The sequence below is a fragment of the Microcoleus sp. genome (assembly GCF_049646505.1).
Classification (GTDB): domain Bacteria; phylum Cyanobacteriota; class Cyanobacteriia; order Cyanobacteriales; family Microcoleaceae; genus Microcoleus.
Map to the genome: position 1 here is coordinate 1 of NZ_JBARVX010000631.1, position 14,427 is coordinate 14,427.

The 14,427-nt window shown below is 46.7% G+C and carries 15 protein-coding genes; 6 read left to right on the forward strand and 9 right to left on the reverse strand.

Annotated features, from left to right (window positions below):
* Together WBA89_RS29170 and WBA89_RS29175 are read right to left on the reverse strand one after the other, a co-directional pair.
* Positions 1-762 (reverse strand): acyl-CoA desaturase (locus tag WBA89_RS29170; RefSeq protein WP_424411108.1); only part of this gene is annotated, 762 nt, incomplete at its 3' end.
* A gap of 317 nt (positions 763-1,079) precedes the next feature.
* Entirely contained in the window at positions 1,080-1,892 is an 813-nt protein-coding gene (locus WBA89_RS29175; protein WP_424411109.1) for an acyl-CoA desaturase, read from the reverse strand.
* A gap of 81 nt (positions 1,893-1,973) precedes the next feature.
* On the opposite strand from WBA89_RS29175, the gene WBA89_RS29180 reads away from it, so the two are divergent.
* On the forward strand, positions 1,974-3,206 hold the full coding sequence (locus WBA89_RS29180; RefSeq protein WP_424411110.1) for an aminotransferase class I/II-fold pyridoxal phosphate-dependent enzyme: 1,233 nt from the start codon (positions 1,974-1,976) through the stop codon (positions 3,204-3,206).
* 209 nt (positions 3,207-3,415) lie between these two features.
* On the opposite strand, the gene WBA89_RS29185 is transcribed toward WBA89_RS29180, so the two are convergent.
* Positions 3,416-4,048, reverse strand: a complete 633-nt coding sequence (locus WBA89_RS29185; protein ID WP_424411111.1) for a Vat family streptogramin A O-acetyltransferase — start codon at positions 4,046-4,048, stop codon at positions 3,416-3,418.
* 277 nt (positions 4,049-4,325) lie between these two features.
* Here WBA89_RS29185 and WBA89_RS29190 point away from each other — a divergent pair, with 277 nt between their 5' ends.
* The 3 genes from WBA89_RS29190 (at position 4,326) to WBA89_RS29200 (ending at position 5,489) form a co-directional block, all read left to right on the forward strand.
* Positions 4,326-4,787 carry a GNAT family N-acetyltransferase gene (locus tag WBA89_RS29190; RefSeq protein WP_424411112.1) on the forward strand — a complete coding sequence of 154 codons (462 nt, stop codon included), beginning with the start codon at positions 4,326-4,328 and terminating at the stop codon, positions 4,785-4,787.
* Positions 4,788-4,853: 66 nt separating this feature from the next.
* On the forward strand, positions 4,854-5,225 hold the full coding sequence (locus tag WBA89_RS29195; protein WP_424411113.1) for a DUF2237 family protein: 372 nt from the start codon (positions 4,854-4,856) through the stop codon (positions 5,223-5,225).
* Between the two features lie 192 nt (positions 5,226-5,417).
* Positions 5,418-5,489 carry an element excision factor XisI family protein gene (locus WBA89_RS29200; RefSeq protein WP_424411122.1) on the forward strand — a complete coding sequence of 24 codons (72 nt, stop codon included), beginning with the start codon at positions 5,418-5,420 and terminating at the stop codon, positions 5,487-5,489.
* A gap of 245 nt (positions 5,490-5,734) precedes the next feature.
* On the opposite strand, the gene WBA89_RS29205 is transcribed toward WBA89_RS29200, so the two are convergent.
* Entirely contained in the window at positions 5,735-6,937 is a 1,203-nt protein-coding gene (locus tag WBA89_RS29205) for a Coenzyme F420 hydrogenase/dehydrogenase, beta subunit C-terminal domain (protein WP_424411114.1), read from the reverse strand.
* Positions 6,938-7,319: 382 nt separating this feature from the next.
* Between WBA89_RS29205 and WBA89_RS29210 the strand changes: the two genes are divergently transcribed.
* A complete protein-coding gene (locus tag WBA89_RS29210; RefSeq protein WP_424411115.1) occupies positions 7,320-8,024 on the forward strand; it encodes a hypothetical protein in 705 nt (234 codons plus the stop codon).
* Here the strand turns inward: WBA89_RS29210 and WBA89_RS29215 are convergent.
* Together WBA89_RS29215 and WBA89_RS29220 are read right to left on the reverse strand one after the other, a co-directional pair.
* On the reverse strand, positions 8,021-8,161 hold the full coding sequence (locus tag WBA89_RS29215; RefSeq protein WP_424411116.1) for a hypothetical protein: 141 nt from the start codon (positions 8,159-8,161) through the stop codon (positions 8,021-8,023). The two genes, WBA89_RS29210 and WBA89_RS29215, sit on opposite strands and share 4 nt — an antisense overlap.
* Positions 8,162-8,578: 417 nt before the next feature.
* Positions 8,579-10,030: a DEAD/DEAH box helicase gene (locus WBA89_RS29220; RefSeq protein WP_424411117.1), complete on the reverse strand. Its 1,452-nt coding sequence runs from the start codon at positions 10,028-10,030 to the stop codon at positions 8,579-8,581.
* A gap of 715 nt (positions 10,031-10,745) precedes the next feature.
* Between WBA89_RS29220 and WBA89_RS29225 the strand changes: the two genes are divergently transcribed.
* A complete protein-coding gene (locus WBA89_RS29225) occupies positions 10,746-10,925 on the forward strand; it encodes a hypothetical protein (RefSeq protein ID WP_424411118.1) in 180 nt (59 codons plus the stop codon).
* Between the two features lie 102 nt (positions 10,926-11,027).
* Here WBA89_RS29225 and WBA89_RS29230 read toward each other — a convergent pair whose 3' ends face one another.
* The 3 genes from WBA89_RS29230 to WBA89_RS29240 form a co-directional block, all read right to left on the reverse strand.
* Complete coding sequence (locus WBA89_RS29230; RefSeq protein ID WP_424411119.1) at positions 11,028-12,122, reverse strand: RNA-guided endonuclease InsQ/TnpB family protein; 1,095 nt, start codon at positions 12,120-12,122, stop codon at positions 11,028-11,030.
* Positions 12,123-12,233: 111 nt separating this feature from the next.
* Positions 12,234-13,550, reverse strand: a complete 1,317-nt coding sequence (gene rimO / locus WBA89_RS29235) for a 30S ribosomal protein S12 methylthiotransferase RimO (protein ID WP_424411120.1) — start codon at positions 13,548-13,550, stop codon at positions 12,234-12,236.
* A gap of 94 nt (positions 13,551-13,644) precedes the next feature.
* Positions 13,645-14,280 carry a Uma2 family endonuclease gene (locus tag WBA89_RS29240; protein WP_424411121.1) on the reverse strand — a complete coding sequence of 212 codons (636 nt, stop codon included), beginning with the start codon at positions 14,278-14,280 and terminating at the stop codon, positions 13,645-13,647.
* Positions 14,281-14,427 lie beyond the last annotated feature (147 nt).

Sequence of the window (14,427 nt, forward strand, 5' to 3'; positions counted from 1 at the left end):
AATTGTCATCCAAGTAAAGTCAATTTCCCACCATTTCATACCGTGACGCGCAGAGTATTGAAAAGCGTGGTGGTTGTTGTGCCAGCCTTCGCCGTAAGTCAAAACCGCAACCCACCAACAGTTAGTAGAACTATCTTTAGTTTCGTAGGTGCGGTAGCCAAACTTGTGAGTTGCACTGTTCACAAACCAGGTGCAGTGATACACCAAAATTAAGCGGACAAAAATCACCCAAACTACAAAGGGCCAGCCTGCGGCGAAGTAAAGCAACACGCCAAAGGCGATTTGCATGGGGAGAAAGTAGTTTTGCAAAAATTGGTAAAACGGGTCGCTGGAAATGTCTTTTGTGCAGCGGGGAATTTCAGCGTGGGCGGGGCCTTTATACAGCATCCAGCCGAGGTGACTCCACCAAAAACCATTCTGGGCATTGTGAGGGTCGATCGCATTTTGGTCGGAGTGAGTGTGGTGCAAGCGGTGCAGCCCAACCCAATCAATTATTCCTCCTTGACAGGCCAGGGCTCCGCAAAATGCTAGAAAGTATTCTACGAATTTTGGTGTCTGAAAGCTGCGGTGGGTGAGCAGGCGGTGCCATCCGAGAGTTATTCCTAAACCGCCGGTGATCCAGTGCATGAATACTGTTAAACCAACTGCTGTCCAGTTGAAGTTACTCGGTAGAAATGCGAACAAAGCTCCGATATGCAGTCCTGCTAAACTAATAACGTGCTTCCAATTGTATTGGAGTTTTTCTTGTGTTGCTATTGTCATTCTTTTTTTAATTGTTGATGAGATGCAGACCGGGATTTAAGCATAGGAGTTTGGATTGAGTCTTGAAATTAAAAATTTTGGCTGCGAAACAAAAATTTTTTTTTCTAAATCTATTATAACTGATTGTGGTGTTGGTTGGGTCGATCGAGCCTGACGATTCAATTTTAGTTCAACCCAACCTTACCCATCGCCAAAACTGGCTAATTAGTCAGTTGGCAGTTGGCAGTTGGTAGGGGCGGTGCCAAGAGTGCCCGCCCTTCTTAGTTGGCACTCAACAATGCCCAATTACCAATTACCAATTACCAATTATCAACTGACTATTTTTCTGCTAATTTCACTTTGGTTGCCAAACCCAGCGATTGCAGCAGTTGAATAGTCATCCATGTGATGTCGATTTCCCACCATTGGAGACCGTGGCGAGCGGAGTATTGGAAGGCGTGGTGGTTGTTGTGCCAGCCTTCGCCGTAGGTGAGCAAAGCCACCCACCAGCAGTTGGTCGATCGATCGCCCGACTCGTAGGTGCGGTAGCCAAATTTGTGGGTAGCGCTGTTTACCAGCCAAGTGCAGTGGAACACCACTACGATCCGCATAAATACGCCCCAAACCACGAAAGACCAGCCGCCTAATAAATAAAGCAACACGCCGAAGACGACTTGGATGGGTATAAAATATGCTTGGAGAAACTTGTATACTGGGTCGTCGCCGATGTCTTTGGTAAAGCGGGGGATTTCAACTCGGATCGGCAGATCCGAGAGCATCCAACCCATGTGGCTCCACCAGAAACCTTGATTGGAATCGTGGGGGTCTGTTTCGGTGTCAGAATGTACGTGGTGTAACCGGTGCATTCCTACCCAGTCGATCGGACCGCCTTCACAGGACAGCGTGCCGCAAATAACTAGAAAATACTCTAGCCATTTGGGTGTTTGAAAACTGCGGTGCGTTACGAGACGGTGAAATCCGAGAGTAATTCCTAAACCACCCGTTACCCAGTGCAGGAATACTGCTAAGCCGACAGCAGACCAGCTAAAATTACCCGGCAGCAAAGCAAATAAAGCACCGATGTGCAGAAATGCCATAAAGCCTACGACAGGCCAATCAGGAGAAGTTTTTTTGGAAGTTGCAATCGTCATGAATATATTATGTTTACAAACTAGAGGCCGCATCTACGCGATAATCGACTGCGCGCCCGCAAATGGTGAGCGAGGTTATAGATGAATAGCGTTTCACGGCTACAGGAAGCAGAACAGGCACTCTTTCAGATTTTTTCTGGTATTGACGCCACAGTCAAGCAAAATCTTCAACGAGTCTTAAAAGCTTTTCGCAGCCACCGGGTTGGAGTCCAGCATTTTGCAGGGGTTACGGGTTACGGCCACGACGATTTGGGTCGGGAAACTTTGGACGCGGTGTTTGCCGCAGTGGTAGGGGCAGAGGCGGCGGCTGTGCGGGTACAGTTTGTTTCGGGTACTCACGCGATCGCCTGTGCTCTTTTTGGCGTTTTGCGTCCTGGTGATGAAATGTTGGCAGTGGCTGGTTCTCCCTACGATACTTTAGAAGAGGTCATCGGCTTGCGGGGGCAAGGTCAAGGTTCACTGATGGAATTTGGCATCAGCTACCGTGAGTTGCCTCTAACTCGCGAAGGAAGTGTGGATTGGCAGGCACTGAGCTCTGCTATTTCAGGAAAGACTCGCCTGGTTTTGATCCAGCGCTCTTGCGGTTATTCTTGGCGATCGAGTCTGTCTATTTCTGAGATTAAAAAAATCGTCGATCTAGTCAAACATCAGAATCCTAACACAATTTGCTTTGTTGATAATTGTTATGGCGAGTTTGTTGAGGATTGCGAACCTACTGCTGTGGGTGCGGATCTGATGGCTGGTTCTTCGATCAAAAATCCGGGGGGTACGATCGTCCCTGCGGGCGGTTACGTGGCCGGGAGGGCCGATCTGGTGGAAGCGGCAACTTGTCGCTTGACGGCACCGGGAATTGGCAGCAGCGGGGGCGCAACTTTTGATTTGAATCGCTTGCTGTTTCAGGGTTTATTTTTGGCCCCTGGGTTTGTGGGGGAAGCGCTCAAGGGCAATCATTTAACAGCTTATGTTTTTTATAAGTTGGGTTATCGCGTGAATCCGATTCCTTTGGCGAGGCGCAGGGATGTAATTCAGGCGATCGAGTTCGGTTCTGCTAATAAGTTAATTGCTTTTTGTAGGGCGGTTCAGCAAAATTCCCCTGTGGGTTCCTATTTAGATCCGGTGCCGGCTCCGATGCCGGGGTACGAGAGTCAATTGGTGATGGCTGGGGGTACTTTTATTGATGGGAGTACGTCGGAGTTTTCGGCTGATGGACCTCTGCGCGAGCCTTACGTGGCTTTTTGTCAGGGGGGGACTCACTGGACTCATATATCGATCGCCCTCGAAGCTGCGATCGATGCTGTGGGCCCCGCTAAGTAAGTTCTAGGGGCGCTGCGGTACGGGGGTTCCCTGACTTTACACGGTGATTTTTGGGGATTTTTTGACCGCAGATGCAGGCAGATTGACGCTGATGAACGCAGATTAGAAGATGTATCCGGGGTCGGCTGCTGGGAGTGGGTTCGCCTTCGATCGCGCCGGAACCGATACACAGCATCAGAGTTAAAATTAATATCGCTGTATTTGCGAGTTTACTCGGCATTTTTCAGGGCTTGAATATCGCCTTCCATAATTATGCTGACATTGCGCGAAATCTTTTCTATTTCCCACTCCCACCAACCAATCTCTAACAGTTGTGCAATTTCACCATCGCTGAAACGCTGCTTAATTAGACTTGCAGGATTTCCACCAACAACTCTATAAGCGGGAACATCTTTCGTTACCACAGATTTAGCAGCAATAATTGCACCGTCGCCGATTTTAACTCCCGGCAAAATCACCGATTCGCAACCGATCCAAACATCGTTGCCAATGACAGTATCGCCTTTACTTGGCAGTTCCATCAATAAACTCATGGCAGTTTCCCAACCGTTGCCAAATATCGGAAATGGGTAGGTAGAAATGCCATCTAGTTTGTGATTTGCACCGTTCATAATGAATTTGACGTTGGTGGCGATCGCACAAAATTTACCAATAATTAATTTCTCACTTCCGTAATTGTAAAGTACATTTTTTTCAAAATTTTCTGGATCTATTGGATCGTCGTAATATGAGTAATCGCCAACGATAATGTTGGGGGATTTAATCAAGTTTTTGATGAAGCAAACCCGGCGCTGGTCTGCCATCGGATAAGGTCGGTTTGGATCGGGCCCAATTTCTGTCATAAGTTTCAATCCTGATTCGTTAAGCTGCTCGATTGATGTAGTGTTAATTCGAGTGAGGTTTGCTTCTGCTTCAGTAACATAGATTGGTATGGTTTGTCAAGGATGGACGAGAAATTTTAAGTCGTTAGCGCAGCCCGCCCCTACGGGGGCTACGCCAACGGAGAGGATCGCCCTGCAAGAAATGAGAGAAAATGGTGAAAGCCAACATCCATCCGCGTTCGTTTGTGGTTAAAAATCCTAAATTAATATTAAAGAAGCGATCGAAGCGAGATAAGTTATGAGAGTACGAACCTACGAAATCGGTGATACCCAACAAATTGTCAAACTGTTTTACGACACCGTGCACGAAGTAAATATTCGACATTACACAAAAGCACAAGTAGATGCTTGGGCGCCAGCAGATATCGATATCGAAAGTTGGACTAAAAGTTTAAGCAGTAAATTTACTTTCGTAGCAGAAGAGGGTGATAAAATTGCGGGTTTTGGGGAATTAGAAGCAAGCGGTCATATCGATCGCTTTTACTGTCATCAAGATTTTCAAAGACAAGGAGTTGGCAGGCTAATTTTAGCACAAATTGATTTAAAAGCCCGAAACTTAAGAATTAAAAAGTTATTTACAGAAGCCAGCATTACAGCCAAACCCTTCTTTGAAAGTCAAGGATTTATTGTAGTCAAAAAACAAAAAGTTGAACGGAGAGGACAAAAGTTTATTAACTTGGCAATGGAAAAATTTATATAAAAAAACTTTTTTGGTAAAACTAAGATGTAAAATTAAATCAAAGAGTTTTGCAGAGGAGTTGCGATCGTGGTGACGGAAGCTACAAATGTCCTGGGCGGAAAATTAGAAACTTGCTGCACTTCGCCAATGACGGGCTATTATCGGGACGGCAAATGCAATACGGGCGGCGGCGACTTCGGGGCTCACACTGTTTGCGCTCAACTGACAGAAGAGTTTTTGGCATTCACAAAGTCGAACGGAAATGATTTGAGCACTCCGGTTCCCGAATTTAACTTTCCGGGATTGAAGCCTGGGGATTGCTGGTGTTTGTGCGCTTCTCGCTGGAAGGAAGCGATGGATGCTGGATGCGCGCCGCTTGTGGTTTTGGCTGCGACTCACGCCTTGACTTTGGAATACGTTTCTTTGGATGAATTGAAACAGCACGCTGCTGATTTGTAGGAATGTGCGATCGCCATTTTTATGCAAACCCTAGGATGCGTCAGTTGGCTTTATTTGTTCAATCATTAAACAGTTGCTGACTGACGTACCTGAAAAAATACTTATTGCATAAATGTTTGAGAAAGCTGGTCAACCGCAGATGAAATGCTGATAAACACAGATAGACGCAGATAATTTTAAGCGAATTATTGTGTGTTTTATTTGGATATTAAAAGTGGTCAAATTTGGATTCAGCGAAATAAAACTGACAGCCAAATTGCTTGAGATGATTTCGTTCGCGACACTATAAAATTCGTTCGCAGTGAGGAGTTTAGTCCGCATCAATCATAGGACTAAACTCCTCACTAAAAACATTTTTAATTAATAGTAATTAACAGGAGATGATCTGATATCATTTCCTGTCGATTACTACAACACAAAGGAATTTTTGCTCCCCTTAAGTCCGCACTGCGAACGAATTTTATTGCGGTCAATCGAACGGACACTATCTGATGCGCCCTACAACAAGTTTAGACATCTGGCAACTTATACTGCGCGACAATCCGCTTAGCATACTCCGGTACGTGAGCCTCCAATTTCTCAGGATAATTTCGCTTCACGTACAGATAGTTGCGAGTGAAATGAGAATCAATCGAAAAGCGCGCATATTCCAAACCCTTCGGCCCAATTCTCTCAATAAAAACTCCCATTAACTTCGCCGCCCACATCGGCAATGTCACACCTTTTTCGTAAGCGGGAATGCTTTGCTGAACCGCTTCTTTGCGATTTCCTTGAGACATCACCGGCTGAGTGTTTAGCTGATCCGCTACCAAGTCTAACATTTCTTGCCCGGTGTCATTTCTTACTACAATCCACTGCCAGCCAAAAGGTGCACCCATGTAGCCGACAACTAAATCTGCTAAAGAATTGACGTAATCAAAACAGCTCAAACAAGAAGGAGCAAAAACGTCTTTCAATTCCTTGGTATTCAATCCGAAAAACGGCACTTTTTCTTCCGAACCGTCTTCGTGTTTGAAGTGAACGTTAAAGTCTTGCATAAACTCGTAAGCAACAACCGTTTCGGGAGAGCGGCTAGTCGTGTCTAGAAACTTTTGCAACCCAGCGCGGCTGACATTATCCACACAGGGAGTTCCCAAAACGTAGAGCTTTTCTAAACCGAGTTGTTTTTCGACTGTTCGCAGGGCTTGAATTTGACAGCCCACGCCAATTACTAACAGTCGTTTCATTCCCGATTTTTCGATTTGTTCCAATACTGAAAGGTTGGGAGACAGAGTTGGTTTGTTGACTTTGGCTGCCAGAATTTCTTCGCGATTTCTGGCAATTATTGGCATCGGTTGAAAGCGGTCTTCTTTAGTGTTTTGGACGCAGACAACGCCTTCAACAATGCCTTTTTCTAGCATTTCGATCGCAATTGAGCTGACAATTCCCGTCCACTGAGCGCCTTCAATTGGTTCTTTTTTCTTAGCCGCCATCATATTTTGACTGACTCCGAAATACCAATCGTCGGGATTGTCGAGATTGCGCGATCGCCCGTGAATCTCTGCTTCTAGTTCTGCGATATGCTGTGTTAAGAAAGCGCAAGCTTCCTTGACATAATGGATATAATATGTATCGCACAAACCGCATTCGCTGCAAAGCTCTTTAGCGGGGCGGCGGCTTCCGGGTTTGAGGGCTTTAGATTTTTGGTGTTTAGTGGAATCTATGGCGGTCATCTAAATTGCGGATTTTATGGAGCAACGGCTTTTGTTAGGATATCACACCAATTCCGGCCCGGCAATTAAGTATCAGAAACGCCCGATCGGGGCGATTGCGGGGAACAGCGTACAGAAACCGGGTTTCTTCTACAAATTGTATTGTTGGGATGAATATTGTTGGTTTTTTCTCCCGCTAGGAGTGGGATTTATATCAAATCTGTTAACGTCGGAATTCTTCATATCTCTCTTGCGTGCATCTGCGTGAATCTGCGTCAATCCATTGTCATCTGCGGTTAGAAATTTTCTTTTTTTTTACCGCAGATACAGGCCGATAGACACAGATTCACGCAGATGAACGATCTCGATTTTGGTTGCAGCCTCTGCGGTTGACTGTTGAGAGTTGACTGGATTTTACCATTGGGATGTTACCGGATTTGATATTACTTGTTTGGCCTGCGAATTCTGTGCAGCCGGAATTATTAGTATTGCTCCGGATAGATCGGGCGATCGGGCGAACAAATTGCTAAATAAAGCTATAAAAAAAATGGTAAAGTTGTTTGTGACAACAGCCCTCGCTGGGATCGTACTCAATATCGCAATTTCGAGCTTAGGATTTGCTGCTTTAGTTCGCCCTGTGGCGGGTATGAATCAAACTGTTGTCGCTCTAGAAACAATGCTGAGCGCGACACAAAAGCCCGCGGCGATCGACTATTCGCGCTTGGGGATTAGCGGCATGAGATTGGGGATGTCTGTAGAAGAAGCTAAACGCAAATTGGGAAAACCGCAGCGGGACGAAAGTAAATCTGCTGACTCTGCAATTGGCGGCCAAATTCGCACGTTAACCTACTCGAAATTGACGGTAGCAGCATGGGAAGGCAAAGTTTATTTAATTTCTACTACTAATCCCAAGTTGGCGACAATTGATGGTGTCAAGGTAGGAGATAACAGCCAAAAAGTTGTTAAAACTTACGGTTACGGGTGGCAATCCGTGCATGGTGAAGCCACTCGGTTGACTTACAGCAATGACCGAAAGGCTTCTAATTTAGTTTTGGAAATTAAGGGCGATCGCGTGCAAAAGATGATTGTCGGCACGCAGCTAAATTAAAATATTAGATCAATTCCGGTTGCACCGTCAGGTGATTGTTGATTGTTGACTGTTGACTGTTGGCTGTTGACTGTTGACGGGCTGGTCAAAAAACTGCATGGTTGAGTGTTAACTGTTGATATCGTTTCCGCTTGCATCGGAATGATTTAACCTTATACCATTTTTCTTTCATATGTGGTATAGATCAAATCTTAGCCCCCCCGAAATAAGGGGGGGTTGGGGGGGTAATATCTAGCGCTACTTTATGAAATTGGTATTATTAGTACGCAGAGTACACAGAGTCCGAGAATATATATCTGAATCATTCCGATGCTACCGGATTTGATATGACTTAATTTTATTATTCCGATGCAATGGGAAACGATATTACACAACAGTCCAAGAATTCCCGTGTACAGGTTTGCAGTCAGGACTTGCGTCTTTCCGATTAGAAATGCCATTTCATCCCTAGACTAAAGTCGCAGGGTTTTCAACCCAATTTTCTGATAAAAAAAGGTACGCAGTGCGTACCTTTTCAATTAGAAAATAAGGCGCGCCGAGGCGCACCCTACTAATTAGCTGTTCTGAGGAACAGGAGAACCAACGCTGGGCGCACCCACCTTAGCCCGCTTCTTGATCAAGATTGGCTTGACGCTGTTTTCTACAATGGGTGGATCTTCTTGTTGAGCGTAATCCGCGCCCATCCAAGCCGGACGGCTTTGATCGAAGGCCATTTGCAATGCTGCAGCGGCGATCGCATGGGAATCGTACTCTTCGGACAACTGAGACACCAGAGGTAAGAAAGATGCCATCCGTTCGCCCGCCAAAGCTTCGCGAACTTTACCCTGCATTTTTTCCAACTGACGCGCTTCAATTTGTGCCCGCGTCGGAATGTTTCGCACTGTCAAGCTCGATCGCACGTGGCGTTCAATCAAACGCAATTTGCGGCGATCGACCGGTTGAATCAGCGTAATCGCAGTTCCTTCGCGACCGGCCCGGCCCGTGCGTCCGATCCGGTGAACGTAGCTTTCTACGCTATCGGGCAAATCGTAGTTAATTACGTGAGTCAAGTGATCCACGTCCAAGCCCCGCGCCGCAATATCCGTCGCCACTACCCAGCGCACCTGACATTGGCGGAACCGATGCAGCAAGCGTTCCCGCTGTGCCTGGTTCAAATTACCGTGATACTCGTCCACGCTGTGGCCTGCTGCTTGCAGTTGGCTGGTAAGTTCCGCCGCCGACTGCCGCGTCCGCACAAAAATCAGCGCCGATTCCGGGTCTTCCATTTCTAGAATTGGCTGCAAAGCTCTTGCCTTCGACCAGCCGCGGGGAATCATGTACACGCCTTGGCTGATGCGCTTCGGCGTTGCTTTTGGCTGTTCGACGGTGACGTTGACTGGGTTACGCAAATGTCGCGCTACCAATTTCCGAATGGAAGATTCCATCGTCGCCGAGAAAAATGCCGTTTGACGATCTTTTGGTGCAGCATCCAAGATTTTTTCCACATCTTGGATAAAGCCCATGCTGAGCATTTCGTCGGCTTCGTCCAAAACCAGCCATTGTATTTTGTCTAGTTTCAGGCTGCCGCGGCTGAGCATATCTAATATGCGTCCGGGTGTCCCGACAACTATGTGAACGCCGCGCTTCAAACGCTGCATTTGCCGGTCGATCGACTGACCGCCGTACACTGTCAGAACTTGCAGAGAGCGACCCACTTTTACCGGGCCTTGATTGCTGATACCGCTCAAATCGCGGATGGCTTCTGTTACCTGCATCGCCAATTCGCGGGTCGGTGTCAGTACCAGTGCTTGCACTGCTGTTACATCTAAATCGATCCGCTCCAAGATGGGCAACGAGAATGCTGCCGTTTTGCCCGTTCCTGTTTGGGCTTGACCCACAACGTCGCGACCTGCTAGCAAGTGCGGAATTGCTTGTACTTGGATGGGAGTAGGTTCTGTAAAGCCTAGTGTTTCCAGATGGAGAACGAGTTCTTCCGAAAGACCTAAGCCTTCAAACAATAAATTCATTAATGCTCCTAATAACGAGTCTTAGCCTTCTAAGTTGCCCAACTCGGATGCGGATTTCTGCTCGGCGGCAGGAACTCATTATGAGTTCTGTGTGGTGCTGCGCCTGCGCGCACCTTTTTAAATAGCAATCGAGTATAGGGCAGCTCCGTCGATGGTGACTAATTTACCAATTCGACAGCCGTCTTTGATTTTGTGACATCACCGATACCAACCGCCAGCGATCGGCTTATCGACTTCCAACATTCTTAAAATAGTACATTGGACTTCCTTTGAGGTACTTGCGAGCTTTCCCTGCGCGGGCATTTTATAGTGAGGATGATGACCAGCCCCACTGAACTGCACTACATAGTAGTAGTTACAGGTTTGTTAGTTCAGGCGCTATCCCGCAATCCGTCGCCTGCGGGATTCAACAGGGGATGCAGCGACCGTTACTGCCTATCCATCTCAACACTCTTTCGGGATACCGTTGTCGTGTAGGGCGGACGGCGAAGCAATCTCAAATTCTCCCCGCTGGTTTCTGACTTTATATTAGCATAACTCTTTACATTCAGAAACAAAACAGTGAACTACCCGACCGTGACCTGCGGTACACCACGGGCTTCCCAATTCATTGGCAACAGCCGCCAGAACTCCGTAATTCTATTGGTCTTACATTGCCTCCAAGGGCAGGAGTCCTGGTTCCCAAGACCCATACTTTTTCTGGCAACACGTACCTTTGAGCTTGGTTTTCGCTTACGGCATTGGTGGTCAAGATGTACCAATTTTATCAGAAGAATTGCTCGTTTCCTCATCCACCCCGTCGCTGTTCCACAGCACGGCTTGGAATTCGACTCGCGGGAGTGGAATCGTCAACTCACTGGCACTGATCCCGACGCGAGGCTACACTGCTTCGTGAAACTTATCTAAACTTGTCTAAACTCATTTTTAGACACAATTCGAGTTCACTTCCTACGCTGTTGGGTAGACGGCTAATCCCAAGATAAGTAGGCTATTCCCCTCAAGCCGAGGGTTCCCAATTTAAAATATTCAAACTTGCGTTAAAATCCCGATCCAAAGATATGCCACAAGCAGGACAGTCGAAAGTCCGAACGCTTAGTGGCATATCTTTTTTGTTGCCACAATTCGAGCAAGTTTTGGTACTAGGAAACCACTGGTCTACCAGTACCAAATTAGCTCCATACATTTGGCATTTATAGTCAAGTTGACGTTTGAATTCGTAAAACCCAAGGTCAGATATTGCTCCAGCTAACTTATGATTCGCCATCATTCCTTTGACGTTTAAATTTTCAATCTTAATTAGCTTAAAAGTTTTAGCTAAATAAGTGGTCAACTTGTGGAGGAAATTATCGCGAATGCGAGCTATCCGTGCGTGGAGTCGGCTAATTTTCTTGTAGGTTTTACGCTGGTTTCGAGAGCCTTTTACCTGTTTAGATGCTTGGCGCTGCAAGGTAGCAAGCTTGGTTTTCGCACGGGCTTTCAACGGTTTTGGTGCATCAAAAACCTGCTGGGTTGACAGTGTAGCAAATGACTTGATGCCGATGTCAATTCCTACAGAACCTTCAGACTGCTGAACCGGGAGACGTTCTGCATCAATGCAGAAAGAAACAAACCACCGATTCCCTTCTTTTGAAATCGTAAAAGTTTGAGACACGTAACCGCATTCTAATGGTTCAACAAGTCGAAAAGTTCCCAATGTAGGAATCTTAATAGTTCTGCCAGCATTTAGCAAAACTTTGCCGTTAGACGAATCAACTGAAAAAGATTGACCGTCTCGACGACTAGCGAATTTCGGATGACCTGATGAACCAGAACGATATCGACTAAACGCATCCTTCAAGTCAATCAAAGCATTTTGGTAAACTCGGCTAGACAATTGGTTCATCCAAGCGAATTCAGGCTGTTTCTTGACATGATTGGTGAGAACTTTTCTGACTTCAGTGAGTATCCTTGAGTCCGTGAATTGCCCTTCACTATACATTTGAGTCCGCAAACTTAACCCAAAGTTAAATACTACACGCCGGAATCCTGCGTGTTTTGCCATCAACGTCGCTTCCTTGTTATTTAATTTTAGCGCCCGCTTGACAGCAAACATGAAACTTCCTCTCGGTGATTAACTGTGAATAAGTTTAGCAAAGTATTTGGCACTTAAGTTTTGCTCTTAGCGCGGGGCTGATGCTGCGCGTGGCGGGCGGGACAGTTCGAGCTATACTTCTACTTGACCGTAGAGGTCGTAGACATCTGCACTCGCAATTTTCACAGGTACGATCGAACCCAGCCGCGCTTCTCCTGTCACGTAGACGAGTCCATCTACTTCTGGGGAAAATCTGGCGGATCTACCAATCAACTCGCCTGTCTCTGGCTGTTCTTGTTCTATCAGGACATCAACTACCTGACCGACAGACTCTTGATTCTTCTTCAATGATATAGCTTGTTGTGCCGCCATCACCGAATTGCGCCGCATTTCCATGATTTCTGCTGGTATTTGCTGGGGCAAGCTGAAGGCTGGGGTTCCTGCTTCTGGGGAGAATACAAAAACTCCGACGTGATCGAATTCGTGGCGCTTGACAAATTCCAGCAAGTGTGCTGCGTGTTCCTCTGTTTCGCCGGGGAAGCCGACAATAAAAGTTGTCCGCATCACGGCGTTGGGAATTTCTGCTTTGAGCCGATCGACAATAGCATCATTAATCCCAGCTTGAAAAGGTCTGTTCATCGCCCGCAGAATTTCCGGGTGCGAGTGTTGCAGGGGTAAATCCAAATAGGGTAGAACGTTCGGCGTTTCGCGGATTGCCGCGACAACTTGCGGAGTCAAACCTGTAGGATAGGCGTAGTGCATCCGAATCCAGGGTACATCTACTTGGCCCAAAGCGCGCAGCAGTTCGGCCAGCTTCGGTTCGCCGTAGATATCTTTGCCGTAATTGGTGGTAATTTGAGAAATTAAGATAATTTCTTTGACACCTTCGGAGGCTAATTGCTTAGCTTCGGCGACAATTGATTCGATCGTGCGCGATCGTTGGTTTCCGCGCAAGTGCGGGATAATGCAAAATGCACAGCGGTAGTCACAGCCTTCTGCGATGCGAAGATAGGCGACACCTTCCGATGTCGTGCGGTAGCGGGGAGTAGTTTCGTCAGCGATGTAAGTAGGTTCATTGGAGACGAGGGAAACTCGATCGCCCTTTTCCACCTGCTGCATCACGCCGACTATTTTATGATAGTCGCCAGTGCCGACAATTGCGACGGCTTCGGGCAATTCGTCGAGCAATTCCTGCTGAAAATGCTGTGCCATGCAGCCTGTGATGACTACTTTTTTATTAGCTTCTGCCAATTCTACCAGGGTGCGGACTGATTCTTCTCGCGCAGCTTGGATAAAACTGCAAGTATTGACGACGACATAATCGGCTAATTCTTCATTAGAATCGACTTCATAGCCCGCTTGAGCCAGCAAGCCAATCATGTGTTCGGTATCGATGCGATTTTTTTCGCAGCCGAGGTGAGTAAATGCGATCGTTGGCTTCGTTGCCATGAAGTAATATTTAGTGTTGCGCTATTTTTAAGAACATTTTATGGTATCACACAATTTCACAAGTTGCAATTTATATTCGATCGCCCCAGTCCTTCTAAGTCGGCTCAGTTGCAGGCAGACCGGCTCGAAAAATCTGCTCGGCAGTCAACCTCAACTCTGGGAAGGCCAGCGACTCAACTGTGTCATCTCCCCGAAACTGACTGATTTGATATTCCCCGTCAACTAACTGGTAAACCGAGATAGTAGGTTGTTTCGGATTGCCAATGAAGCGTCTGCCGCCCAAAGCAGTATAATCCACAACCCAATATTCCGGGATACCCAATCTTTCATAATCAGCTACTTTAACCAGGTAATCATCTTGCCAGTTCGTGCTGACGACCTCTACAGCCAGTCGCACCGAAGACCCCATCGTGATGACGGATTCTTTTTTCCAGCGCGGTTCGCTTGCAAGTGCGGTTCGGTCTAGGACTATTACGTCTGGTTGGTAGCCTGATGCGTTACGGGAAAGCTTGAGTAAGCAGTCACCTGGAATTGAGTAGGGTAATTCACGACGGTCAATTTCAACTGCTAGTTTTGAGTGTATAAAACCCGTAACATCCGAATGGTCGCCGGTTCCTAAAGGCATTTCAACAATTACTCCATTGTGTAGTTCGTACTTATGGACAGAGTTCTCTGGATACCAAGCAACGAACTCATCAAACGTGATTGTTTTGGATATGGTTTGGATCATGTTGTGGTTTCCTCTGTCTAGCGATTAGTATGCGGAAAGCTCAAATATTACACAAGGGTTTGTCGTAAAATACGAACAACTCTTGACATAGGAAGCGAAGTCTGCTATAGTTTTGCGTCCACAATCTCAAAATACCGATCGCGCCGA

Excerpts from the sequence above, each read along its gene's own strand:
- rimO (WP_424411120.1), bottom strand. The coding sequence starts at position 13,550 with ATGGCAACGAAGCCAACGATCGCATTTACTCACCTCGGCTGCGAAAAA.
- WBA89_RS29175 (WP_424411109.1), bottom strand. The coding sequence starts at position 1,892 with ATGACGATTGCAACTTCCAAAAAAACTTCTCCTGATTGGCCTGTCGTA.
- WBA89_RS29180 (WP_424411110.1), top strand. The coding sequence starts at position 1,974 with ATGAATAGCGTTTCACGGCTACAGGAAGCAGAACAGGCACTCTTTCAG.
- WBA89_RS29205 (WP_424411114.1), bottom strand. The coding sequence starts at position 6,937 with ATGACCGCCATAGATTCCACTAAACACCAAAAATCTAAAGCCCTCAAA.
- WBA89_RS29230 (WP_424411119.1), bottom strand. The coding sequence starts at position 12,122 with ATGTTTGCTGTCAAGCGGGCGCTAAAATTAAATAACAAGGAAGCGACG.
- WBA89_RS29215 (WP_424411116.1), bottom strand. The coding sequence starts at position 8,161 with ATGCAAGCGGAAACGATATCAACAGTTAACACTCAACCATGCAGTTTT.
- WBA89_RS29220 (WP_424411117.1), bottom strand. The coding sequence starts at position 10,030 with ATGAATTTATTGTTTGAAGGCTTAGGTCTTTCGGAAGAACTCGTTCTC.
- WBA89_RS29185 (WP_424411111.1), bottom strand. The coding sequence starts at position 4,048 with ATGACAGAAATTGGGCCCGATCCAAACCGACCTTATCCGATGGCAGAC.
- WBA89_RS29240 (WP_424411121.1), bottom strand. The coding sequence starts at position 14,280 with ATGATCCAAACCATATCCAAAACAATCACGTTTGATGAGTTCGTTGCT.
- WBA89_RS29190 (WP_424411112.1), top strand. The coding sequence starts at position 4,326 with ATGAGAGTACGAACCTACGAAATCGGTGATACCCAACAAATTGTCAAA.